Source organism: Companilactobacillus sp., assembly GCF_022484265.1.
GTDB lineage: Bacteria > Bacillota > Bacilli > Lactobacillales > Lactobacillaceae > Companilactobacillus.
This window is the reverse complement of sequence record NZ_JAKVLR010000001.1, coordinates 695159-719499: the sequence shown is the minus strand read 5'-3', so window position 1 is coordinate 719499 and position 24341 is coordinate 695159. Positions and strand designations below refer to the sequence as shown.

Annotated in this window: 20 protein-coding genes; 11 read left to right on the top strand and 9 right to left on the bottom strand. The window is 38.9% G+C overall.

The window, feature by feature from the left end; genetic code table 11:
* The first annotated feature begins 102 nt into the window (after positions 1-102).
* Together LKF16_RS03635 and LKF16_RS03630 are read left to right on the top strand one after the other, a co-directional pair.
* Positions 103-1527, top strand: coding sequence for an MFS transporter (locus LKF16_RS03635; protein ID WP_291468722.1), 1425 nt, complete (start codon positions 103-105; stop codon positions 1525-1527).
* Between the two features lie 165 nt (positions 1528-1692).
* Positions 1693-2730 (top strand): alpha/beta hydrolase fold domain-containing protein, encoded by a 1038-nt coding sequence (locus LKF16_RS03630; protein ID WP_291468721.1) that lies wholly within the window; start codon positions 1693-1695, stop codon positions 2728-2730.
* 52 nt (positions 2731-2782) lie between these two features.
* Here the strand turns inward: LKF16_RS03630 and LKF16_RS03625 are convergent, their stop codons facing one another.
* Positions 2783-4156: an MATE family efflux transporter gene (locus tag LKF16_RS03625; RefSeq protein WP_291468719.1), complete on the bottom strand. Its 1374-nt coding sequence runs from the start codon at positions 4154-4156 to the stop codon at positions 2783-2785.
* Positions 4157-4413: 257 nt separating this feature from the next.
* Here LKF16_RS03625 and LKF16_RS03620 point away from each other — a divergent pair, with 257 nt between their 5' ends.
* On the top strand, positions 4414-5202 hold the full coding sequence (locus tag LKF16_RS03620; RefSeq protein WP_291468717.1) for a Cof-type HAD-IIB family hydrolase: 789 nt from the start codon (positions 4414-4416) through the stop codon (positions 5200-5202).
* A 72-nt stretch (positions 5203-5274) separates the two neighbouring features.
* Here the strand turns inward: LKF16_RS03620 and LKF16_RS03615 are convergent, their stop codons facing one another.
* Positions 5275-7986: a glycoside hydrolase family 65 protein gene (locus tag LKF16_RS03615; RefSeq protein ID WP_291468715.1), complete on the bottom strand. Its 2712-nt coding sequence runs from the start codon at positions 7984-7986 to the stop codon at positions 5275-5277.
* 238 nt (positions 7987-8224) lie between these two features.
* On the opposite strand from LKF16_RS03615, the gene LKF16_RS03610 reads away from it, so the two are divergent.
* The 4 genes from LKF16_RS03610 (at position 8225) to LKF16_RS03595 (ending at position 12879) form a co-directional block, all read left to right on the top strand.
* On the top strand, positions 8225-10207 hold the full coding sequence (locus LKF16_RS03610; protein WP_291468714.1) for a glucose PTS transporter subunit IIA: 1983 nt from the start codon (positions 8225-8227) through the stop codon (positions 10205-10207).
* A gap of 168 nt (positions 10208-10375) precedes the next feature.
* Entirely contained in the window at positions 10376-11080 is a 705-nt protein-coding gene (locus LKF16_RS03605; RefSeq protein ID WP_291468713.1) for a hypothetical protein, read from the top strand.
* A gap of 303 nt (positions 11081-11383) precedes the next feature.
* Positions 11384-12070, top strand: coding sequence for a LysM peptidoglycan-binding domain-containing protein (locus LKF16_RS03600; protein WP_291468711.1), 687 nt, complete (start codon positions 11384-11386; stop codon positions 12068-12070).
* A gap of 125 nt (positions 12071-12195) precedes the next feature.
* Positions 12196-12879 carry a GntR family transcriptional regulator gene (locus LKF16_RS03595; protein WP_291468709.1) on the top strand — a complete coding sequence of 228 codons (684 nt, stop codon included), beginning with the start codon at positions 12196-12198 and terminating at the stop codon, positions 12877-12879.
* A 106-nt stretch (positions 12880-12985) separates the two neighbouring features.
* On the opposite strand, the gene LKF16_RS03590 is transcribed toward LKF16_RS03595, so the two are convergent.
* A complete protein-coding gene (locus tag LKF16_RS03590; protein WP_291468708.1) occupies positions 12986-13939 on the bottom strand; it encodes an EamA family transporter in 954 nt (317 codons plus the stop codon).
* Positions 13940-14022: 83 nt separating this feature from the next.
* Between LKF16_RS03590 and LKF16_RS03585 the strand changes: the two genes are divergently transcribed.
* The gene (locus LKF16_RS03585; RefSeq protein ID WP_291468706.1) at positions 14023-14670 is read left to right on the top strand and encodes a DNA-3-methyladenine glycosylase family protein; all 648 of its coding nucleotides are present in this window, start codon (positions 14023-14025) and stop codon (positions 14668-14670) included.
* Positions 14671-15021: 351 nt separating this feature from the next.
* Here LKF16_RS03585 and LKF16_RS03580 read toward each other — a convergent pair whose 3' ends face one another.
* Positions 15022-16185 (bottom strand): cation:proton antiporter, encoded by a 1164-nt coding sequence (locus LKF16_RS03580; RefSeq protein ID WP_291468704.1) that lies wholly within the window; start codon positions 16183-16185, stop codon positions 15022-15024.
* A gap of 147 nt (positions 16186-16332) precedes the next feature.
* Between LKF16_RS03580 and LKF16_RS03575 the strand changes: the two genes are divergently transcribed.
* Positions 16333-16485 carry a hypothetical protein gene (locus LKF16_RS03575; RefSeq protein ID WP_291468702.1) on the top strand — a complete coding sequence of 51 codons (153 nt, stop codon included), beginning with the start codon at positions 16333-16335 and terminating at the stop codon, positions 16483-16485.
* Positions 16486-17153: 668 nt separating this feature from the next.
* On the opposite strand, the gene LKF16_RS03570 is transcribed toward LKF16_RS03575, so the two are convergent.
* The 3 genes from LKF16_RS03570 to thrC are packed head-to-tail and all read right to left on the bottom strand — an operon-like array spanning position 17154 to position 19947.
* The gene (locus LKF16_RS03570) at positions 17154-17588 is read right to left on the bottom strand and encodes an ACT domain-containing protein (protein WP_291468700.1); all 435 of its coding nucleotides are present in this window, start codon (positions 17586-17588) and stop codon (positions 17154-17156) included.
* Complete coding sequence (gene thrB / locus LKF16_RS03565; RefSeq protein WP_291468698.1) at positions 17589-18470, bottom strand: homoserine kinase; 882 nt, start codon at positions 18468-18470, stop codon at positions 17589-17591. It abuts the gene before it with no gap.
* Positions 18457-19947, bottom strand: a complete 1491-nt coding sequence (gene thrC / locus LKF16_RS03560; RefSeq protein ID WP_291468697.1) for a threonine synthase — start codon at positions 19945-19947, stop codon at positions 18457-18459. Before thrC ends, thrB begins: the two co-directional genes overlap by 14 nt.
* A gap of 109 nt (positions 19948-20056) precedes the next feature.
* Between thrC and LKF16_RS03555 the strand changes: the two genes are divergently transcribed.
* Entirely contained in the window at positions 20057-21268 is a 1212-nt protein-coding gene (locus LKF16_RS03555) for a homoserine dehydrogenase (RefSeq protein ID WP_291468695.1), read from the top strand.
* Complete coding sequence (locus LKF16_RS03550) at positions 21268-22596, top strand: aspartate kinase (RefSeq protein WP_291468693.1); 1329 nt, start codon at positions 21268-21270, stop codon at positions 22594-22596. Before LKF16_RS03555 ends, LKF16_RS03550 begins: the two co-directional genes overlap by 1 nt.
* Positions 22597-22643: 47 nt before the next feature.
* Here LKF16_RS03550 and LKF16_RS03545 read toward each other — a convergent pair whose 3' ends face one another.
* On the bottom strand, positions 22644-23390 hold the full coding sequence (locus LKF16_RS03545; protein ID WP_291468691.1) for a hypothetical protein: 747 nt from the start codon (positions 23388-23390) through the stop codon (positions 22644-22646).
* 198 nt (positions 23391-23588) lie between these two features.
* Positions 23589-24314 carry an SLAP domain-containing protein gene (locus LKF16_RS03540; RefSeq protein WP_291468690.1) on the bottom strand — a complete coding sequence of 242 codons (726 nt, stop codon included), beginning with the start codon at positions 24312-24314 and terminating at the stop codon, positions 23589-23591.
* Between the last annotated feature and the right edge of the window lie 27 nt (positions 24315-24341).

The window sequence follows — 24341 nt, the reverse complement described above, 5'->3', positions numbered from 1 at the left end:
TTACGTAATTTCAGTAATTTAGAACGTCTTTTTCTCTTTTTGAATTGAAAAAGTAATAAAATAACTATATGAATTAATTTGGGAAGGATTTGTATTTTTATTTTGAGGGAAAAACACATTTGGCTAACTTTGTTTGCCACCAGTTTTATGTCATTTATGCAGTTGCTAGATGCCAGTATTGTCAGTATTGCGATTCCTAATTTAACTAAGGATCTAAATATACCAATGAATCGAGCGGAGTGGGTCACCTCCGTTTATCTGATCTTGATCTGTATGCTGTTATTGTTTTGGGGCAGGATGGCTGATCAAATTGGCTACATCAAAATTTTTCAGACTGGGACGATTTTTTTCACGATTGGTTCACTGATCTGTGCCTTGAGTCCGACGTTGCCAATTTTGCTGTTTGGTCGAATCGTCCAAGCAATTGGCGCCAGTATGAGTATGGCGACAAACATTGGGATAATCGCAATGATCTTTCCGATGCACTTGCGTGGACGAGCCTACGGGATCAATAGTATCATCGCCCAACTAGGGAATATTTCTGGACCTGGATTAGGTGGATTGATATTGAGTGTCCTTTCTTGGCATTGGATCTTTATCATCAACATTCCCATCGGTATTATCGTCTACATTTACGGTCGGTTTATGTTTCCAAGAGACATTAAACGTAGTCATGAGCCAATCAAGTATGATTGGATCGGAGTGACGGTATATGCGATTGCCATCGCCACATTTTTCATCAGTATTTTCTGGGGACAAGATATTGGATTCAGCAATCCTAAGGTCATCACAATCTTTGTTGTCAGCGTCATCTTGTGGGTCATCTTTATTTATACTGAAAAAAGAGTTTCAGATCCGTTGATTGATCTTACGATTTTCAAGATTCCTCGACTGACGCTGAGTTTAGTCAGTGCCTTGTTAGTCTTTTCAGTTGGATATTATGCCAATGTTATCATGCCGTTTTATTTAACTAATTTCCGTAACTTGAGCACTTCACTGACGGGATTGATCATGATGGCAATCCCATTAGCCAACGTTATCGCTGCACCAATAGCCGGATATTTTACCGATAAGTATAATGCGACTATCGTTTCATTATGGAATTTGTTAGTGTATTTGATCCCGTTGGTATTTTTGATCAAAATATCGGCAAATGTGAACTTGATCATATTTACATTGATGATCTCGCTGCTAGGAGTCGGTAACGGAGGATTCCAAAATAATCCGATGATCATGGGTTATGCGCCACAGGAATATCAAGGCGTGGCAGGTAGTTTAACTGCCTTATTTAGAAATATCGGTATGGGATTAGGAGTCAGTCTGGCAACAACTAGTTTGTATTATGGAATGAGTTTAAAGGCTCATCGGACGGTCAATTACTATCCGAAGAACAATCCAGACTGGTTTTTGAGTGGGATGAGTTTTTCTTATATAACCGCACTGATCATTTTGATATTAGCAATTATCTTAGTGATCATTATTCGAAAAATCGATAAGTCCATCAGAAATAAAAATCTTGAAATTTAATTGTCAAAGCACTCTCTGTGAAAATATTGCAGGGAGTGCTTTTTTCATATTTTATAAAATAATTTTTAAATTGTTAACAAGCATATTAAATTCAATATCTTATAATAAAATCAGTCAGAAAATGCAAAACGCAATGAGAACGATCTATGAAAAGGAGACCTGATCATGCTTGCCAACGATTATGCAATTGAACTTCATCGACTTGAACAAATTGGGCCGGTAGACATTCCTCATATTAAAGGTGTCAAAACGATCATTAAGGATAGACTGGATGCCCATACCTACGATCCGGAAGTGATGAAACATATGGCCAACAAGCCATTGAATCAACCATTATCTCGCAATTTGACCGAATTACGGCAAGGAGGAGCTCCAGAAATTATCCCTAAAGCCAATTACGATGGGGTAGTAGTAGATAGTTTGATGTCTTATGAAATGGGACGAGAGGTTCCTTATTTAAAGATTTCTAACCATCGCTTGCCTCGTGAAAATAAAGCTTTAATCTATGTACATGGTGGAGCTTATTTTGGTGGTGCGGTGTCAGATACATTGATCCCGTTGAAATATCTTGCCACGATGTATGCTGGTACGATTTATAGTATTGATTATGGATTGGCGCCAGAACATCCTTATCCTTCAGCGATATTTGATTGCTTGTCGGTGGTTTCACTGATTGCTAAAGACCATTCTGAAGTACAAATTTCTGGTGATTCTGCTGGCGCCTCGATTGCTTTAGGTGTCAGTCAATTAGCTAATCAGCTGGGGATTTGTCAAATTGATGATCACGTGCTGTTTTACCCAACGATCATTCATGGTTCCAATCATAATGGACCATTGTGGGATGATAAAAAGATCTCGATAGCTCCAAATGAAAGAAAGTATCTTCACAGTAATTATCGGACGTTCAAACAATTGGATCGGTTGATGACGCAGTTTTACACCGATGGAAAAAGCTTTGATCTAACGTCGCCAATTATTTCGCCACTGCATGCAGATCCAACTAATTTCAAAAATCTCACCGTTATTGTCGGCGAGTTTGATCCATTCAGACTTCAAGACGAAGCGTTGGCTGAACAAGTTGGTACAGCCGGAGGAGATGTGACCTTCATTAGATACGGCGGTATGGGTCATGCATTTTTCAACTACATCGGAAAATGTGCCGTTGCTGAAGATTCAATTATTGAAGCTAATAAAAGATTGTAAACAAAAACACCATATTGACCAATGAGCGAGGCTCAAAGTCGATATAGTGTTTTTACTGTTCTTGCTGGATTTCTTCAACACGGTCGTGCAAAAGATTTCTCTTCTTGCGTAATTCCCGCATCGTTAAATTCCAAGTTCCGATTAAGACTAAAGTCGAACCGATCCAAGCTAATGGGTTAGCCATTGCTGCACCTAAGAAACCGAAGGATTTAATGAGTACGACACTAGCAAAGACTCTCATGATCAATTCTGCAATACCAGCAATGGTTGGGGCCTTTTGATTGCCCAATCCTTGAAGCGTGTATCTGACGATGAATAAAATTGAGAGTACAAAGTACATTGTTCCATTGAAATAGTAGTATGTTTGAATCAGGTCAAGGATCTTTGGCTGATAGCCATTCATGAATAATCTAGAAATATTTTTACCAAAGAAGACTAGCAAGATACCAATCGTAGCACTGGAACCAACTGAAAGAATGATACCTTCCTTAACACCTTTTAAGATCCGGTCGTATTTTTTTGCACCGAAGTTTTGGGCGGTGTAGTTGACCAATGAAATACCAAAACTCATGGCTGGCAAGGTCGCAATTTGTTCAATTCTTCCCGCAACGGTGTAGGCAGCAACTGCATCTGCACCCAAAGTGTTGAGCATGAATTGCAAAATTATTGCACCAATGGCAATGATCGATGATTGAAATCCCATTGGCATACTAGTTCCTAATAATTGCTTGATCTCTTGTTTATCGATCCGAAAATCCGATCGACTCAGGATCAAATATGGAATTTTTAGGCGAATATAAATGTACAAACTGATAAATGTAATCGTCTGTGCAGTTACTGTGGCTAAACCAGCACCGGCTACTCCCATGTGTAAGACCAGGATAAATACTAATTCCAAGATAATGTTTAAAACTGTACTTACAATCAAAAAGAATAATGGCACACGGGTATTACCCAACGCACGCATGGTATTTCCCAAGAAGTCGAATCCGACAAATGAGAAGATACCAGCAAAGATCATTTCCAAGAAGATAAATGAATCATGGATCAATTCTTTTGGCGTTTGCATGATCACTAAAAGTGGGTAGGCAATGATCACGGAAATGATCGTGAAGATAACAGTGATGCCTAGAGAAATGATAATTCCGGACGCAAAACTTTTTCTCACGCCGTTCAGATCGCCAGCACCATACCGCCGCGCGGTCAAAATCGCTAGACCACTAGTGATTCCTTGTGCAAATCCAATTACTAAGGCAGTTAATCCGCCCGTAGCTCCGACCGCAGCCAAAGCGTCAACACTGATAGTTTTACCAACGATCAGCGTATCAATAAAACTATAAAACTGTTGGAAGAAGTTACCTAATAAAAGCGGAATAGTGTACAAGAATATTACTTTCATAGGTCTTCCATCAGTGAGATCGATCATTGTTCAACCCCCTTTCGAATTAATTTAGACTATGATAACACTAGTTAAAAAATATGTACTATTGAAACTAATTTATTAATTTGGTAAAAACATTAGTATCATTATCAAGATTTTCTGAAAAATATCTGTTATTGTTTAAGTGGACTTCAGAAGAATTATCTACTCAGTTCAATGCTAAAACATAAATTTGAAGATGAGTAAACAAATGCAATACTTTCTGAATGTTTGGCATGGGCCAGACAGAAAGGGATGACTTTATGAAAAAGTACCAAGGAGTCGTATTTTTTGATCTAGACGGAACGTTGTTCGACGATGACAAGAACGTTTCTGATCGAAATTTATTGTCGCTAGATTTATTAAGAGAAAATGATATTCTCCCAGTAATTGCGACCGGAAGAAATCAGTTTGAAATTGCCGACTTGATCAAAAAAGGGAAGTTTGACTCCTTTATTACCGCTAACGGAAGCTATGTAGTTTATGAAGGAAAACCGATCGACGTTCAAGAAATTCCTCAGAAGATCAATTCTGAACTAGTGACTTTTGCCAGCCACTTCAATGAAGAAGTAGCTTTTTACAATAACGTTGGTTGTGCAGTCACTGGTGACAATCAGATGGTTGACGATAACTACAAGGCCTTACGATTGAAAAAATTCGTAGATCCTGATTTCTACAAAAATAACACCATCAACTTTTCTTTCATTTATACTCCAGTCGGCGTTGATGATCATCAAGCAAAATATGAAGAAATCTTCGGCAGCGACTTGACCTTTTATCGTAATAATCCACGTGGATTAGATGTGGTCATGAAAGGTGTCTCAAAGGCAGAAGGAATCACTAGTCTGATCCGTCACGCCAATCTACAAGGTATTCCCACTTATGCTTTTGGCGATGGAAACAATGATATACCAATGTTTAAAGAAGTTGATAATCCAATCGCAATGGTGAATGGATTATCAGTTGCCAAACGAAACGCCAAGTATATCACGAAAGAGGACAATAATCATAGTGGAATTTATTACGAATTACGAGAACTTAAATTAATTTAAATAATAAAACAAATAAAATACCGTCTAAATGCTATTTTGAAAGCATTTAGACGGTATTTTTAATTTTACGAATTAATAGTTAATTGTTTTTGATTCATTTGCATTTAGTGGTACTTGTTCACCTTTGAATTGAACATGCGTATCTTGGTCGGCTTCAACGATGACGGTATCTTTAGTGACGGTGAAGTAATAGTGGATGCCTCTAAAGAATAAGTTAAATCTCAAAGCGTTCCATGATTCAGGGAAGTTAGGATCAACAGTTAATTCTTCTCCTCTGAAGTCAACGCCGGCAAAGTATGATGTAACAACATTTAAAGTTGCACCCATAACGCCTAAATGAATACCTTCAGCGGTAGTACCACCTTGAATGTCGTAGTAGTCACTGGTCAATGCCTGATAGAACAATTCCCACGATAATTTCTTATCGTTTACTTTGAGAGCAAGCATTGAGTACACGATTCTCGACAAGGTTGAACCATGAGTGGTTCTTTGCAAATAATAGTTAACATTATCTTTGATAAATTTATTTGGATCTGAGATAGGATATCCCATCTCCTTCATAATATCCAAGAAGGTCTCTTCACGTAAATTGTAAAGTCCCATCAGTGCATCAGCTTGTTTAGCAAGTTGATACTGATCAGGTGAATCTCCTTCAGACTTGAGGATCCGGTCCATTCTGGAAATATCGCCATACTGACGTCTGTAGTAATCAAAGTCGATATCTTTGAGTTTGAAGTAGCCCTCAAATTGTCCCAAAATGTTTTGATCATTAAATTCAAGCTTTAGATCATGTCCAATAATATCGATGGCGTGCAAGTCGTCATCGGTAAAGTCGGCCCGTTTGAGATTTTCGTCAACGACATCTTTTGGTTCTTTCTTCAACAAGTAATTGATCTTGTCAAAAAGCCAACTAGTCATGATATTTGTATAGGCGTTATTTTTTAAGCCTGATTCCTTAGCATTTGGATAGCCTTCGTGGAATTCATCAGGACCCATGACGTTAGAAATTGAATATGTCTTTGTCTCTGGATCGTATTCAGCCATGCTGATCCAAAGCTTAGCAATGTTCAGCATCATTTCTAGGCCATAATTTTTGATGAAGTCATCATCTAAAGTCATGTTGTAGTAATTCCAAATGTTGTAGGCAATAGCCAATGATACGTGGCGTTGCTTTCTGGAGTTATCAGGATCCCAGGAATTAGTGATTGGGTTCAGATGCATTGATTGCGATTGCTCATCACCGTACATACCACTTTGCCAAGGATACATTGCACCTTTATAGCCATTTTCTTCGGCGTATCGCTTTGCAGCTGGTAAACGATTATAACGGTACATCAATAATGCTTTGGTCAAATTAGGATAGTGCATCGTGTAATAAGGAAGAACGAATAATTCGTCCCAGAAAATATGTCCACGGTAAGCTTCACCGTGAAGGCCACGGGCACCAACAGATGCATCCAAGTTTTCATTAACGTGATCTTGAGCAGAAACTGTTGCATGGAATTCATTTAATCTCAGCAACTTTTGAGCAGTCACGTCACCGGTCAATTCAATGTCTTCATTGGCCCAAATTTTTTGCCAGCTACGCATTGAGTTAGCAACCGCATCAGCGAAGTTCTTGTGATAAGCGTGGTCGTTGACCGCAAACTCTAATGAAGAGTCAGTTTCTAAGGAAGTGTAGATGCTGACAGTTTTTTCAACGGTGTAGGATCTACCTTCGACAACGTGAAACGATAACGATTGACTGATCCGCTCCTGGAAACGATTGGAGTTTAAGACAGCATCGTCGATATTTGGTGATTGAATTCTCGTCCCGACAGCGATATTGACGTTAGAGTTTTTTGTATGAGCCAAGAGTAGGGCCCGGTCTTCATCAACTTGAGTCTTATCGACTACCAAGTGTTTTCCGTCAAAGTCACGATATCTTTCAACGTTTGAGTTAGTAACGGAGCCATCGATCTCTGAAAAAATCTTCATTTCGCCAGAGAAGTTTAAAGGTTGCACGGTATATTGAAGCGAGTAGTTATGGAAATTTTTCATATCGGCGACTTTTTTCGTGATGACCTTGATTTTCTTACCATTTGGCAAGGATACGATCATCGTGATGGTGAAGACACCGGTTCTCATATCAAGCGAACGATAGACGTTTTCGATCACGTCTGGCGATAATTCGAATGGGTCGCCATCGTCAATGCTAAAAGTCATGTATTGAGCATTTGGCAAATTGACTAAGTCTTCGTTTACGATGTCTCGATTATTGATGTTGGTCGTTAGTTGGTCGAAGACGCCGGCTACATAAGTACCAGGGTAATAGTCGTCGCTGGCTTTTGCTTCGACGTATGATCCACGCAGCCCAAAATATCCATTACCAATAGTCTGCATGGATTCTTGTCCATACTGACGTTTGCCAGAGTAGGAACCATAGTATTCCAAGTGCCACCCGGCATGTTCTATTTCGGTCGATACAGCTTGTTTCAAGCCTAAACGAGCCACGTCGTGAACACCAACGGTCGGGATGTGAAGCAAGTTCTCCATAGTTAATCCCATGTCGATCGGTAAGTTGCCACAACTGACGATGGTGTCTCGTAATTCAACGTCGATCGGATTCAAAATTACCACGACGTCAAAATCATTTGGAATCTTAGTTTTGAAGTTATCTAAGTTTTGTCCCAATGATTTGGCAGAATTAATAGTATATACCTTATTAACAGTGATCTTGTCATCCGATTCCTCGTAGGAATATCGGATGTGTTTGTCTGTAACGGTTAAATAAAGCGGTTTCATATTATTTACCTCCCACTATCAGTTTAGGTGTCGAGAAAAAAATTATCAATTTGATTAGTGTTTTTTCGGCACAAATATTCCTATTTAAAATATAAAACGAAAGTAGGCTAATAATTTGACTAATTTAGACAGAAATATCTTTTTAATAATGACAAAATAATCTATATATTTGTTATAAAATTGACAATGTAAGCGATATACTTAAACCAATAATACATATGAATTTGGGGGTGCGATAATGAAAAATGAAGAAACTTTACTTTCACCCGCTACTGGACAAGTGATCGATATCACGGAAGTAAATGACCCGATGTTTTCCGAAAAAGCAATGGGTGATGGGTTTGGGGTTCGTCCAACAGATACAGAAATTGAAGCTCCGCTTTCTGGAAAAATCATGTTGGTAGCACCAACCAAACATGCCATTGGAATTGCCGCTGATGATGGATTAGAAGTGTTGATCCACATGGGTGTCGATACCGTTGAACTGGATGGTAAGCCATTTGAGGTATTTGTATCTGAAGGCGATGTCATCACTGCAGGTGAAAAGATTGCAACCATGGATATTTATGCAATCAAGAAAGCCGGTAAATCGACCGATATTATTGTGGCAATCACCAATACCGCAAAAATGGTCAAAGAAGTCATGCCAAATATTGGCAACTTAAAAGTTGGTGAAGCTGCAGCCACTGTTTCATTATTGGCAGAAGGCGAAGAAGCTGCACCCGTTAAATCTAAGGGTGGCAAAGTCGACTTCGACCAGTTAGCCAAAGATATTGTCAAAAATATCGGTGGTGCTGAAAATGTCGACAGCGTGATCCACTGTATCACCCGGGTTCGTTTTTATCTAAAGGATGATAAAAAGGCGAATGACGACGTGATCAAGAATTTAAATGGAGTTCTTGATGTCGCTCGAGCAGGTGGACAGTACCAAGTCGTTATTGGACCGAAAGTTGAAGAAGCTTTCGATGCCGTAGTTAACGTTTTAGGACCTGGATTTGGTGGCGAAGGTGCCAAACCAGCTGAGGAAAAACGTCATGCACCTAAGGGCGTTTGGCCAAAAACTAAGTTTTACTTCAGTTCCTTGATTGGTGTTATCACCGCAAGTATGATGCCAATTATCGGACTATTAGCTGCATCAGGTATTTTAAAAGGTCTGTTATCTCTATGCGTATCGTTCCATTGGATCAGTGCAACTAGTAACACGTACATGATCATTAACGCTATGGGAGATGCAGTATTCTACTTCCTACCATTATTAGTTGGATTTACAGCTGCCAAGAGATTGGGAGCAAATCAGATCATCGTCGCAGTAATTGGTGGTGTGCTGGCATATCCAACTTTGGTACAGTTAGCAACTAAGACTGCCAGCAGTCAAATGACCATCAATGCCGATTTCTTCGGCATTCCGATTCACGTAGCTAACTATACTTATTCGATCTTCCCAATGATTGCAGCAGCTTGGCTAGCTTCAATCGTTGAACCTTGGTTGAAAAAACATATCAATGCTTCGATCAGAATGATCGTGGCTCCATTGGTTGAAGTATTCGTAGTTAGTGCTTTGATCTTAGTAATTGTTGGACCAGTTATTACATTCTTAAGTTCATTATTAGCCGGTGGAATCGTTTCATTGCTCAAATTCAGTCCCGCACTTTCAGGACTCATCATCGGTGGTTTCTACCAATGCTTAGTAATCTTCGGACTTCACTGGGCAGTTATCCCGGTTGTTGCCAGTCAAATCGCAACTACTGGACACAGTGCTTTGAACGCTATCGTCTCAGCAACCATGGTTGCTCAAGGTGCCGCAGTACTTGCAGTTTTTCTCAAGACTAAGAAGAACATTGCTATCAAACAAATTGCCGGTGCTGCAACACTATCAGCCTTTGCTGGTATTACAGAACCTGCTATGTATGGTATTAACTTGAAATACGGTCGAATCTTCTGGACAGCTAATATTGGTGGTGCAGTCGGTGGATTCTTAACCGGATTGCTACACGTCGATATGTGGGGCTTTGCCGGATCATTGATTGGATTTGCATCATTCATCAATCCTAAGGGAATTGATGCAAGCTTTACAGGTTACCTGATTGCTTCAGCTGCCGCTCTAATAGTTGGATTTACATGTACTTACTTCTTCGGATTTAAAGAATCAGATCTTGATGAAAAAGTTCATACAGTTGAAAAAGTTAGATTAGGTAGTCGTGAACCAGCAGTTAACAAATAATTTTAAACAAAAAATGATCAACCGAAATTTGGTTGATCATTTTTTCTTCCTATTAAGAATTCATCACCGATAAACTGATTCAAATTATCAAAAAAAACTTGCCTTAAAGTCTGGTGTAAGGTCTATATTGTATATATAGAATAAATGTTGATAGTTGAAGTGATGATAATGGATGAGACAACGTACTATTCAGTAATGAAAAAAGACGAATTAGCGATTCCTTGGACGAGCGACTCGGATAAGGTACTAGATTTGATCAAAAAAGACAAAGATGCATTGCTTTTAAGCATGACGGGCAAAGAAGACGAAGAGACCAGCGAATGGATCGAACACGGAATGATCGAGACTTACGAACAACAAACGCTTGATCAATTAGTAGACACCAAATCTGATCACAATATGTATCTTGATAATGCATTTACGATCATGGATGATCTGGATAAAAAGGGCGACCCGAAAAACTCACCCTATGTAGGTGCGCTTTATTTATCTGCTGCGTTGACGAAAAAGATGATGGTCCCTGAAAAAATGACTTGGGTACTAGGAATTGCTGCAGCATATGGTGCAGGTTACGGTGGCAAAATAAACCCAGCAGATTACGGTATTGCCAGTTGGAATGATGAAGACGATAAATTCGTAGCCAAATTATTGGAACAACCAACTGAGCCACCACTATGGAAGAAAAATCCTGTCAGAATTTTGTTTCAACCAATCGGAAACAATTACTATTATCAAATTTCAAAAGCTTTCCAAGACATTATGGAATTGTTAAAACTAAATGCTGGTACATTCAAATTTAGAAATATTCAGATCGACCATTCGTTAGAATTGATCCATATGGCAAATGAATTATCTAAATTTTATCCAAAATAGCGTATCTCTGAGATTCAAAAGCTTTGAAAATGCGTCAATTTTGACGCAAAATCATTAGTTTATTAATATAAAGCCCTTATGAGGGCTTTTTTATTTGTATATACATTAAGCTTATAAAATGGCGATTGCTTGTTAAAGCCGACATGAAGGCATTCCTAAAATTTAAATTACAGCCATGTTACTAAGGTTACATAAAAGGATGAAAATGTAATTTTTCTACACTCGTTATGTAACATTAACCTGCTATAGTATCTCACATAGCGTAAAGAGCTAAGCAAAAAAAAGTTAGGATGTTTTTATTTTATGAAAAAAGTATTATCATTTGCATTCGTAAGTGCATTGGCTTTAACAGCCTTTGGTATCAAAACAAGTACTTCTCAAGCTGCTACAACAGTAGACAGCAATCACGTATCTGTTGTTGCAGGTGACACATACAAGAGTATCGCTGCTGCTAACGGTGTTTCAATTCCTGAATTGGAACAAGCTAACGGTCGCGAAATTGGTGGATTTGATCTTATCTTCCCAGGTGAAATCATTACTTTACCAACATCAACTGCAGTACAACAAAATGTAGAACAAACACAAACACAAGAACAAGCACCTGTTCAAGAAGAACAAGTACAAGCTCCAGTACAAGAACAAGCACCTGTACAACAAGAACAAACACAAGCTGCAGCTCAACCTGCACAAACACAACAAGCTACAACACAAAGTGCTGGCCAATCAGCTGGTCAATTCAAGATCAGTTTCTATGATCCAGCCGTATTAGGTTCAAACATGGGTTATGGTGGTGTTGCTGCCAACCTTTCAATCTTCCCTAAGGGTACAAGATTGATGATCACATTAGCTGATGGTACAACAATGTACAGAACAGTTAACGATACAGGTACATTTGCATATAGCAACCCTTACCAATTAGACGTTGCTATGCCTAATGCAAGTATTCCTTCATACGGTGTTACATCTGCAACTGTTACAGTTGTTGGATAATTAACATCACTCAACACTTACGTCTTATCAACTAGGACTTCCGATTAGGAAGTCCTTTTTTTTGTTTTCTAACTCTATATCTAATGATATACTGTATACAACAAACAAAGGGGAGTTAGTTAAGTATGCCGATACCAGTATCAAAACCGTTTGAAAAGCAAACAGCCAAGGACCGGGCTTATCACCAAATCAAAGAGTGGATCATTGATGGGACTTTGACGCCAAATGAGAAATTAGCTGAAGTTGATCTAGCTTCAGCAATCTCCGTCAGTCGTACGCCCATCCGTGAAGCGTTGTTGAAATTAAACGAAGATGGTTTTGTGATCATGGCAGCGGGGAAGATCACCAAAGTGGCACCATTAGAAAGTGAAGATATTTCACGCCTGTATGAACCAATGGCAGTTATCGAAGGCTTAGCCGCAAATCAGGCAGCTAGTCGAGTTACAGAAGATGATTTCAAGAAGTTAGCAATGCTTGAAAAGAAATATCGAGTTGCTTTGAATTCTCAAAAGCAAGCTGCCGCTTTAAAGGCCGACAGAAATTTCCATGAGAAAATATTAGAAATTGCTAACAATTCATACGAAAAGCAATTTTCAGAGTTGCTCTACGGCCATATTATTAGATACGAAATGTATTTCTTTAACTCATTAGCCAAAGATTCCAAACAGCAACCGATCACTAGTCACCATGATGCATTACTTAGAGCTTTAGCAGAACACAATTCACCTAAGGCTAGTGCGGCCATGACCAAAGATTGGCTGACGACTATGAAGACTTTACAAAGTTTTGAAGTTGAAAGCGATGAATAAAAAATCGAGATCAAACACGTTATATCCTAGTAGTTGCTAGGTTTAACGGTTGATCTCGATTTTTTTAATTGTAAGTTTTTGATATAGTGTATACAATATACGTTAATTAAGAATGTTTAGGCTTAATTGGTTTTTTGTGATAGGGAATCGACTCAATAAAGACTGTCGCAATTACCAAGATGATACCTAAAGTTCCGACCCAGTTGAAGCTGACGCCCATAAATAATACTGCAATCAAGGTTGCTGAAATAGGTTCGGCAGCTTGTAGTAACGAAATTGTTACTGGGGGCAACAGTGGAATACTTTGTAATTCCATCAAATAAGCGAAGACAGTTGCTGGTACGACCATGAAGAACAAGATCCAGAAGGTGGTCCAGTTAACTGGTGGAAAGCCGACCCAAATTGGTTGGATGAAGTTCATGATGATTCCACCAATCAAGAATGACCAGGCAACGATTGGCAAAGTCCCATAGTCGTGAAGCAGTTTGATCGGCATCAAGATATATAAAGAATCTGAAACTGCCAATAATAATCCCCAAATCACTGCTGGCAACGGAACGCTCAAGACACTTAAGTTTCCTTGTGTGATCAACAAAACTGTTCCGATAACAGCAAAAAGTACTGTCCAGGTTTCGATGAAATTTGGTAACTTTCGTCTTTTTAAAGCGACGTATCCGATAATCAAAACTGGCGAGGTAAATTGTAAAACGGTCGCGGTGGCGGCATTACTGTATTTAATGGTCATGAAATAAGTTAGCTGAATTCCCAGCATCGCTAAGATGCTGAAAACTAGCAAAGAAACAGAACTTTTAAATCCGTGCCAGACGGCCATGACGTATTTTGCCCCGTGCGTCATCCAAGTAAAACCTAATAAGATGATGCCAGCTAGCAATAATCTAAAGCTGATGATCCAATTAACTGTCATGTTGGTAGTATTGAATAAATATTGTGCAACATTTCCGGCAGTTCCCCAAAGGATCTGACTGCTCAAGGAAAGGATGATACCTTTTCTACGTAACCGTGAGGCGGAAGTATTTGGCGTCAAAAGTTTGTCGCTCAAGAGTAATCCCCCCAGTGTCATAAATTAAAAAATATTTCTAATCACAATCTAAGTGTACCGCAGTATAGATTGGAGGCATATACATGGAAAAAATTAATCGGCTCGATGAAAATTCTGAGTCCATCCAATATCTTTGTCAAAAAGATAAGCATCTAGCAAAAGTCATTAAGATGATCGGACCACTCGAATATCGAAATGTCGAAAATGGATATGCCTTTTTGACTAGTCAGATCATCGGGCAGATGCTATCGAACAAGGTGGCCGACATCATGTTTGCACGTTTGACGAAACTTTGTGATGGTGAGGTAACTGTCGATGCCATCGATAAATTGACTGACGAACAAATTAGAAGCATTGGCATCTCTCATCCAAAAGTAAAATACATCAGAAATTTGACGGTTGCAGTAAACAACGGCGATGTGGATTTTGAAGCTTATCAAACGATGGACAACGACGCAGTCATCAGGAGTTTGACTTCAGTGAAAGGCATCGGAATGTGGTCAGCCAAGATGTATTTGATATTCTCATTGAACCGTCCAGATATATTGCCATTTGAGGATATCGCCTTTTTGCAAGGATACAGTTGGGTCTACAAAACCGACGATTATAAAAAGAAAGCAGTCGAGAAGAAGTGCAAGAAGTGGGGCCACTATTCCTCAATAGCAGCCAGATACATGTACCGAGCACTCGACATGGGACTCACAAAGGAACCATTTCATTTGTATAAGTGAAAAAAGAGCACAAAAAAAATTGGGTGAAGCCAGAGCATAAGATAAGCTAATACGGAGTCGGTCCTCCTTGCACTGCGCTCGCAGACTACCGGTAAAGGGTTCTCATTGGATGCCGTAAGACCGAAGGAGTGTTGGATTATCTTATGTGTCCGGCTTCAATTTTTTTTGCGCGTTTTAGCTATAAAGATAGTAGTGGCGGAGGGGGACTGTTCCCCCGGAACCTTTTTGCCCTTATGCAGTAGCGTTCTGTTTGGTTTTGCGCGTTTCCGTTATAAAGACAGGAATAGTCACACATAATTCCATAACGATATCCTTGGACAATAAAAAATCAGCACATTTGAGTGCTGATTTCTATGATGCCTTTTTACTGTCGATTATCTTATTAAATAAAGTAGGACAAACTAAACAGGTAATAATTGCTGCTAAAGTAATTGCTCCTGCTTGTGTTGCACTGATCAACTTCAAACTTTTTCCAACTTCCAAAATAGGCAATACCAATGTAATTGTGGTTGCGGTTAAAACGGAAGCTGCCATTGCTAGTCTGTGACCAAATCTTGGTTTGAAGACGAAGTAGACGATGGCTTTGGAAACGATGAAGGCAATCAAGAAGATTGGAATCAATAATAAAGCTTGTTGGTTGCTGAATAATGTCCGTAGGTTCAAATTAACTCCAGTTACAATGAAGAAGATCGGAATGAAAAATCCGTATCCCATGGAACTTAATTTACTCTGGGTATCTTCATTTGGCTGAAGCAATTTCATAACTGCACCGGCTAAGAAAGCACCAAGGATACTTTCGGCACCAATTTGTTCTGCGAAAGTTACTAATGCAAAAATTAAGAAGAAAGCTAATCTGATATCAAGTTGCGTGGTAGATTTATTGATCTGGTCGAAAAATTTATAAACCGGTTTGAATCGATGCAATAAGAAAATGGCGATTAAAAAGATGACCGGTAATCCAAATGCTGAAACGTAGTTACGTTGTTTGACGGCTGAGTAGATGGTCAAAGCTAGTAGTGGGATGAATTCTCCCAAAACTGCTGTTAACAGAATTGTTTGACCGTACTCTTTGTCGAGCAATCCTGTTTCTTTGAGCAATGATATTAAAACGCCCATTGCAATCGTACAGAATAAAATCGTTGCCAAAATAAAGTTGTGGAATAATCCAGTCGCATACAGAACGGTACTCAAGATGAGCGACATGATCAAAATACTGAAGAAACCAACCGAAGCAATTCCTAACGGTGAAATTTCTTTAGTTTTATTTTTTTGCGGCTCAAGTAATTTAAAGTTGATCTCCATACCCCCTAAAAAGATCAACATGATAACTCCTAAGTTTGCCAAATATCTTAATGTCAAATCTGGTTGAACTAGGTTAAATCCAGTTTTTCCAATGATGATTCCCATAATGATTTCGGACACCGCACCAGGTACTCGAGTAATCTTAAAGCGAGCTAAGATCAGTGGCGTGACGAGTGCCGCAAACAGGGTGATAAGTAATGAAAATTTTGCCATGGAATTTCCCCCTCAAATGTTGACTCTAGTTTATACCAACTTGCCAATTGAGAAAACTACCATAAAAACACATAGCATGTTCAATCTTTGTTCACATTTATCAGTTAAAGTGTTTATTATCGATAAAAAAGAAAATGGAGGCGAATAATGGATTTTATTTTTATGGTAGTCGCTTTTATAGTAGGACTAGTATTTCTCGTCTCAGGATCCCACATCAGAAGTTCAATGATTTCCAAAAGCTGTTACGGAGTAGGAACATTCGGAGTACTACTCGCAATGTATATCGCATGGCCAAAATAGAACAAAAGAGCGCAAAACCAAACGGTTAGAATGCGGAGCATAAGGGCAGAAAGGCGGAGGGGGACTGTTCCCCCGGAACCTTTTTGACCTTATGCAGTAGTATTCTGTTTGGTTTTGCGCGTTTCCGCTATATAAAAAACAAAGAGATGGCGCGTCACGCGCTCGTAATGTTGGATTGTCTGTTAACTATTGTTTTCGATTACATGCCCACACGGATCATTTTTAGGAATTCAAAAGCAATCCTTAGTCTTTGATGGTTATTGAGACATAATATATCTATGTATCACATTAGAAGCTAATGTGATCGAGTTGGGCGAAGCCCGACGAAAGAACTCCAAACTAGATTGATCAGACCAACTCAAATCCTTTCAAAAACAAAAGTCACATACCTTCATTCAACATAAAAAGAAGTTTTGACGAAACTCTATTTAGACGCAGGGGTGGGATTGCGTTTGGCCCAAGTAGAGATATTCCAGTTAGCAATGCGAAGCAGTGCTTAGTGGAAGGTGCAGCTTCAAGACTGGTGACGAAGTCGGGAGGCTCGAAGTGGGCCCTCTACGTTCCGGAGCCAATTAAGCAATCCCACCCCGGAGTCGGCCCGCATACCGCCTATAAAGTAGTTTAAATCTTCAATAAAAAAACCAGCCAAACGGCTGGTCAAAGGTTAGTTATTCGATCGAAATCAGTTGCACATTACTGATTCCATCGAATTTTTTTAGTTTGTCCAATAAATCATCGATCGTACCGGTCAAGTGGCTAATATCAAATGATAAGACCACACTGGCAAGATCGTGAATTGGAATATTTTGGTTGATTGTCAGGACACTGGCATTAGCATCAGATAACAAGACTAGTACTTTTGAAAGCAAACCTTGTTCGTGTTCAAGCATCAAAGAAATCAATGCTTTTCTAGTCGTACGATTTTCTTCTGGTAAGAAGACTAAGTCCTTATACTTGTAATAAGTACCACGACTGATGCCAACTTGCTTAACTGCGTCGCTAACTTGATGCGTTTTTCCGCTCTCGATCAATTTACGAGCACGGATAACTTTATCAAAGGATTCTGGCAAAATAGAACCATCCACAATGTAGTATTTTTCCATTTAAATTACCTCACTAATAGCTCCTTGGGTATCAACATTCAGATGATAGACATTCCAATTTGGGAAGTCTTTTTGTGTTTCCGTAACAATTTGTTTTGCATCTTCTTCATTGGCAACAATTGCCATCATCGTTGACCCACTTCCACTAATATACATTGTACCATTTGCTGACTCACAGATTTTCTTAGCGGTATCGTAGTCGGGGATCAATTGGCTGCGGTAAGGTTCGTGCATCTTGTCGATAATCGATGCCGAGATCAATTTAAGGTCGCCTAACTCCATCGCTTTTGACAAAGCAACAGCATGTCCAACTTGATAAATTGCTTCACGATATGACATTTGCGTTGGCAAGATTGCCCGAGCCTTGTCAGTACTGACTTCGTAGTCTGGGATCAAAGTCACGAATTGCAACTTTTGATCAACATCGAAATGGACTGTTTGGACGTTTTTATCTTCATCAATAAACGAAACACCTAATTTACCATAGATAGCAGGGGAGACGTTATCGGGATGTCCTTCCATTTCCGTTGCTAGATCAAGCAAGACTTCTTTTGAAAGGCCAGCTTTGAACCACTGATTAGCGCCTTCTAAACCAGCCACGATGCAAAAAGCAGAACTTCCTAATCCTCGAGCGACAGGGATGTTATTTTCAATCGTAATTTTTACATTTGGAACATCTTGGCCCAAGTAATTGCAACATTTGATGAACGCTTGATAGACCAAGTTTTGTTCGTTTTGAAATTCTTCAGGACAACCTTGGATGACTAATTTCTGTTCAGATTTTTCAAAATCAACTGACGAATACAGCGATACAGCTAACCCCATGCAATCGAAACCAGGTCCGATGTTGGCACTAGTTGCGGGGACTTTAATTCTTATCATAAAACTGGTCCTCAACTTTCGATTTAACGTATGACTCCATTTGGTCTGTGTCGATCACATCTTCGTGAAGTACTGGCAAGTTCCAAACGTTAGCTAAATTCTTAGGAATAGGTAGCTTGGTAACGTCGTTTAATTTCTGCATAGCATTGAAGTCGTCGTTTGGCACAGCATCCAAGATCGATTGAGCGACCACACGGACAAACTTGTATGGACTAGCAGTACTCAACAAAACTGTTGGTGTATCGTCGTCTAATTTTTGATAATCGCGCATAACTTTGTAACCAACTGCAGTGTGTGGATCCATCAAATAGTTGTCTTGTTTATATACTTCTGAGATCGACTCTTCGATTTGTTTGTCAGTTGCATAGCCACAGTAGAAGTCTTCTTTAATACTTTGCAAAACTTCATCAGATACTTGGTAACGTCCGTCTTTTTCTAAGTCCGCCATCAATTGGTTTACGTAATTAGTATCTTCGTTGCTCTTATAGTAGAGCAGACGTTCGAAGTTACTTGAGATCTGGATATCCATACTAGGGGCAACTGTTTGGAAAAATGGCATGTTGCGGTCATAAACCCCATTTTGGAAAAATTTTGTCAAAACGTTATTTTCGTTACTTGCAACGATAAATTTATTAACCGGCAAGCCCATTTGTTTTGCATAATAACCAGCTAGAACGTCACCAAAGTTTCCAGTAGGAACAGTGAAGTTGACTTTGTCGCCGAGTTTAATAGAACCTTTTTTGACCAATTGTATATAAGAATCAAAGTAGTAGACCACTTGTGGGATCAGACGTCCGATATTGATTGAGTTGGCACTTGAAAGACTGACTTTAGGACCCAATTCTTTTTCAAATTTTGCATCATTAAAAATCTTTTTAACATTACTTTGAGCATCGTCAAAATTTCCACGAATAGCAGTGATCTCAGTATTGCTGCCGTTAGTAGTTTCCATTTGCAGCTGTTGGACCTTGCTGACTCCATTGTGTGGGTAGAATACTGTGATACCCATATTGTCGAGATTCTTGAAACCTTCCAGAGCGGCTTTACCAGTATCGCCACTAGTTGCAGTTAAGATCATGACTTTATTGTCTGGTCCTAACACATGCTTCATCAATTGTGGCAACATTTGTAGACCAACATCTTTAAAGGCGCTTGTTGGCCCGTGGAACAATTCTAGGACGAAAAAGTTATTTACAGGAACAACGGGAGTTATATCGGTGGTGTCAAAACTATTGCTATATGCTTGGTCGATACTGTTGTCGATTTCTTCTTTTGAGAAATCTGGCAGTAACTTACTCAATATAATAGAAGCAATTTGCTGATAATTGAGATCTTTTAGTTGATCAAGGTCGACTTTAAGCTGATTTAGTTCAGGATAGACGAACAATCCTCCGTCGTCAGCGAATCCTTTTTTAATGGCATCTTTAGCAGAAATATTAATCTGCTTGTCTCTAGTACTTGTATAGTTTTTATTCATCGTGATAACTCCTTGCATTTCGAATGTCTATATGTTAACCTGTTTTTAATTCAAAAACAAGTGTTTATGATTTATGAACACATAAAAAAGATAACAGGAGGTAAAACCTATGAAAGTCGCAATTTTAGGATTCGGAACAGTAGGAAAAGGCGTATACGAAATTATTAAGAAGGCGAACATTCAAACCCAAAACCTCTCTGTTAGTCATATTTTTATCAGAAAGAGTCGGGAACGGATACTTCCTCAAATGACACCAGATATTGATGAGATCGTAAATGACGATCAAACAGATGTCGTAGTTGAAGCTCTCGGTGGTATTGAACCAGCTCATGAATTTATCTTAAAAGCATTGAACCATGGTAAACATGTCATTACAGCTAATAAAGCCGTAATTGCTAAATATTTGAAAGAATTCACAGACGCTGCAGATGCAAACAACGTGAAGTTTTACTTTGAAGCTTCAGTTGGTGGAGGTATTCCTTGGATCCAAGGGCTTGAAAAAGCACTCCGCATCGATAGCGTCAATTCTATTTCCGGTATTTTTAACGGAACAAGTAACTTCATCTTAGACCAAATGAGTCGCAATGGGCAATCGTTTTCAGAAGTTTTATCTAAGGCTCAAGAATTAGGATATGCGGAAGCTGATCCTAGTGCCGATATCGATGGTATCGATGTTGCCAATAAGCTCTGTATCAGTGCAGATATCGCTTACAACATCAACATCCAAGATCGTTCGAAATTACCAGTATTTGGAATTAGAAATATCAAGAGTTCTGATGTTAAATTTTTTGAAAAAAATGGCTATTCAGTTAAATTGATTGGTCAGACACATCAAAAGGGCAACAAATTCGATTACGTGGTTGAACCAACATTATTCTTGAATCACACATTGGAAGCTAACACACCTGACAATTATAATTTGATCTCATTAAACGGAGACACGATTGGAAAACTTGACTTCTTTGGTCAAGGAGCAGGGATGTTCCCAACAGCTAACGCAGTTGTTCAAGACTTGTTGGATATCAAAGAAGAAAAAGATCACCTTAAACGTGATTTCAACAATGAAATGGAATATAGCCCCGAACTAACAAAGAATGATTATCTAGTTCGTTCAAACGAAAATGTCGCATCACTATTTAAAGACTATGCACCATCTAAAAAAGATGATTATCTAGTAATTCACCAAATCTCAACAGGAGAGATGCACCGGATCATGAAATCAATTTTGAAAGTTGATCACGCTGCATTTATGGTAAGTCTGCCGAGTAATAGCAGCTTAGCGGGTGACTCTAGCATATCAAAACAGGAGGCAGTCGCATAATGAAAGTAGCCAAATTTGGGGGTAGCTCAGTCGCTGACGCTATCCAATTTAAAAAAGTAAAGAATATTGTTGAATCTGACTCAAAACGTTCCGTTGTTGTCGTAAGTGCAGCCGGAAAGAGTCAAAAGGAACCTGTCAAAGTGACAGATATGTTGATCAAATTAGAAAAGGCGCTCAAAGCCGGTACAGACTTCCAACTGCTGTTCGGGCACATTAGTGCCCGCGTTCTCAAGATTCGTGACGATTTGAATCTTGACGTCAACATTGAACAAGACTTAGACGATATTTATCAAAATCTCAATCACTGTTCACACGATTACTTAGTTTCTCGTGGTGAATTCTTAACAGGTAAATTAATGGCTGCTTACCTTGGCTATCACTTTGTTGATGCTAAGGATGTTATGATTTTTGACGGCGACCAATTCGATTATGCTAAATCTTCTGAAAAAGTTAAATCAGCTTATCAACGTTACTCACGCATCTTAGTTCCTGGATTTTACGGTGCGAATCTAGACGGTTCGATCCACTTGATGCCTCGTGGAGGTAGCGACATTTCTGGTTCTATCTTGGCAAAACTTTTAGATGCTGAATTGTACGAAAATTGGACAGACGTATCTGGTATTTTAATGGCTGATCCAAGAATTGTTAATCATTCTAAAAAAATCGATATCCTAACATATGATGAGTTGCAAGAATTGTCATACATGGGAATCGGCGTTTTTCAAGAGGAAGCAGTCCGTCCGGTTCGAGAAAAATCTATCCCTACAAAGATCCTCAACACAAATCATCCTGAAGAGGGTGGAACACTTGTAGTTGATGCAAAAGACAAGCAATTAAACGACCAGATCATCACAGGTATTGCTGGTAAGAAAAATTACACTGTTATCACAATCAAGAAGTACCAACTCAACAAACACATCGAAGTACTGCAAAAAGTATTAGCAGTATTGCAAAAATTCCGCATTGCTATCAACTACGTCCCTTCAGGAAACGACTCATTCAGTTTCTTGTTCCAACAATCTGACATCAGCAATAAGTTGGAATCAATCGTGTTGAAATTGAAACAAACATGCGGACTAGACGACGTCGAAGTTAACAAAGATATCGCACTAGTTGCAGCAGTTTCATTGCAATTGAGCAAACGTCCAGCTATTGCTGGTAAGATCTTAGATTATCTAGACAACAGTTTGATCAATGTTCGCTTAGTGATCCAAGAAGGTAGCGACATTAAAGTAGTATTTGGTGTAGCCAATGAAGATTATGAAAAAACAATCTCAAAGATTTATCGAGAAGCAATGTTTCGCGACTACAAGAAGATCCCTGCTTAACGAAAAAGAGGTTTGATTCATTTAAGAATCAAGCCTCTTTTAGTATGTTATAGATTTGGATAATAAGCTTTCAAACGCATGTAAGTTCCTGATGGATCTTTACCAGCATAATTTGAAATAGTATATTCAGTTGTTAATAAGTTATCTGGGATTGCATTTAGAACTCTAGTATTAACGGAATTGTATTCAGAAATCAATTGTCTGATTGAATCAGGCGTTGTTCCCATATATGAATTAACAGGATTAAAGTTTGGCGATAATTCAACTGATTCAGGTGTTCCTGAGACAGTGATCAAACCATCAACGACCCAGCCATGTGCTGAGACTTGGTAAAAAGTTACGCCACTAGCGTTTTTGATGATTCTACCAACTTTATAGCTTTCGCCATGATTGATATAACTAGAAACGTTACCAGTTGTATCGTCAAATACTGGCGTAGTTTGGTAAGCAGTCGAAACAGTCACGTTTGGATTACCAACGTTAGTAACTGGCGTATTGACTGTTTTTGGATGACTGGGATAAGTTACATCGGAAGCTTTAACGTATTCATTAGTAGATACTTGCAATAAAGTTGTTTTGTCGACAGAAATAACTTGGCCGACTGCCCAATCAGTATTGGCACTAAGTCCACGATTGCTGATCAATTTACCTTCGTTAGTATATAAATGAGTAACCGAGATATCACCAGGTGTAGTAGCAACGCCAGCAGCAGAAGCGGACATAGGATTTGCAAAGAATAATAGTCCAGCAGCCACAACACTTGATGAAATCAAATAGATGAGAGATTTCTTCATGATAGGATTCCTCCAAATAATGTTTAAAGATTACTTTAAGCATAATCATTCACAAGTAGGTTTTCAATAAATTATTTAATATCATTAAAAACAATTTTTTTAATCTGAAAATATTAGAGTAGATCAAATTTGATTTGTTGTTAAAATACATTACACATATTAAAAAAAACTGTCCAACAGCTTGGACAGTTAAGGTAATTAATAAGTTAGTTTATAACTTTGTTCAATCATTCGATACAAACCACCAACATCTTCACCGAACAGTGTTGAAATTGTTGACGCGGTTTGTAAATATTCATCAGGGATTTGAGAAACTAAGTATGAATCTGCTCCTTGTTGAATCAAAATATTCCGAACATCGTCTGCCATATCACCGTATCCAGCGTATTTCATTGGATTAAAGTCAGCAATGTGTTCGACGTTATTAGGAGTTCCATGGACGTTTACCAAAAGTGCCTCGACCCAGCCGTGGCCTGAGATTTGATAGAAAGTAAATCCGTATTGATCTGATACAACACGATTTACCTTGTACGTTGAACCTCCATCGATCCAAGGACCGTCAAATTCCCAGTTTGTTTCATCATTGTAAATGGGAATTGAAGGTGCTTTTATTGTAACGGTTACATTTGAGTTGTCGCCAGGAGTGTAATTAGTATACGAAACATCCGCCGCTTTCACGTACTCATTAGTAGAAACTTGATAATAAGTTTCACCGCCTAACGTAATTGTTTCACCGACTGCCCAAGGCGTATTAGCGGCCAATCCTCTAGTAGCTGGTGATCCATCATTTTTGTACAAACTTGTGATAGCTACATCAGATTTGGTTGTGGCAACTCCACTCGCAGAAGCTGTTTGATTGGATGTAAAAAAGACTGTTGCAGCTAATGCTGCTGTGGCAGTAAAGAAAATCGTTGATTTTTTCATTTCATAAATTCCCCATAATTTATTTAT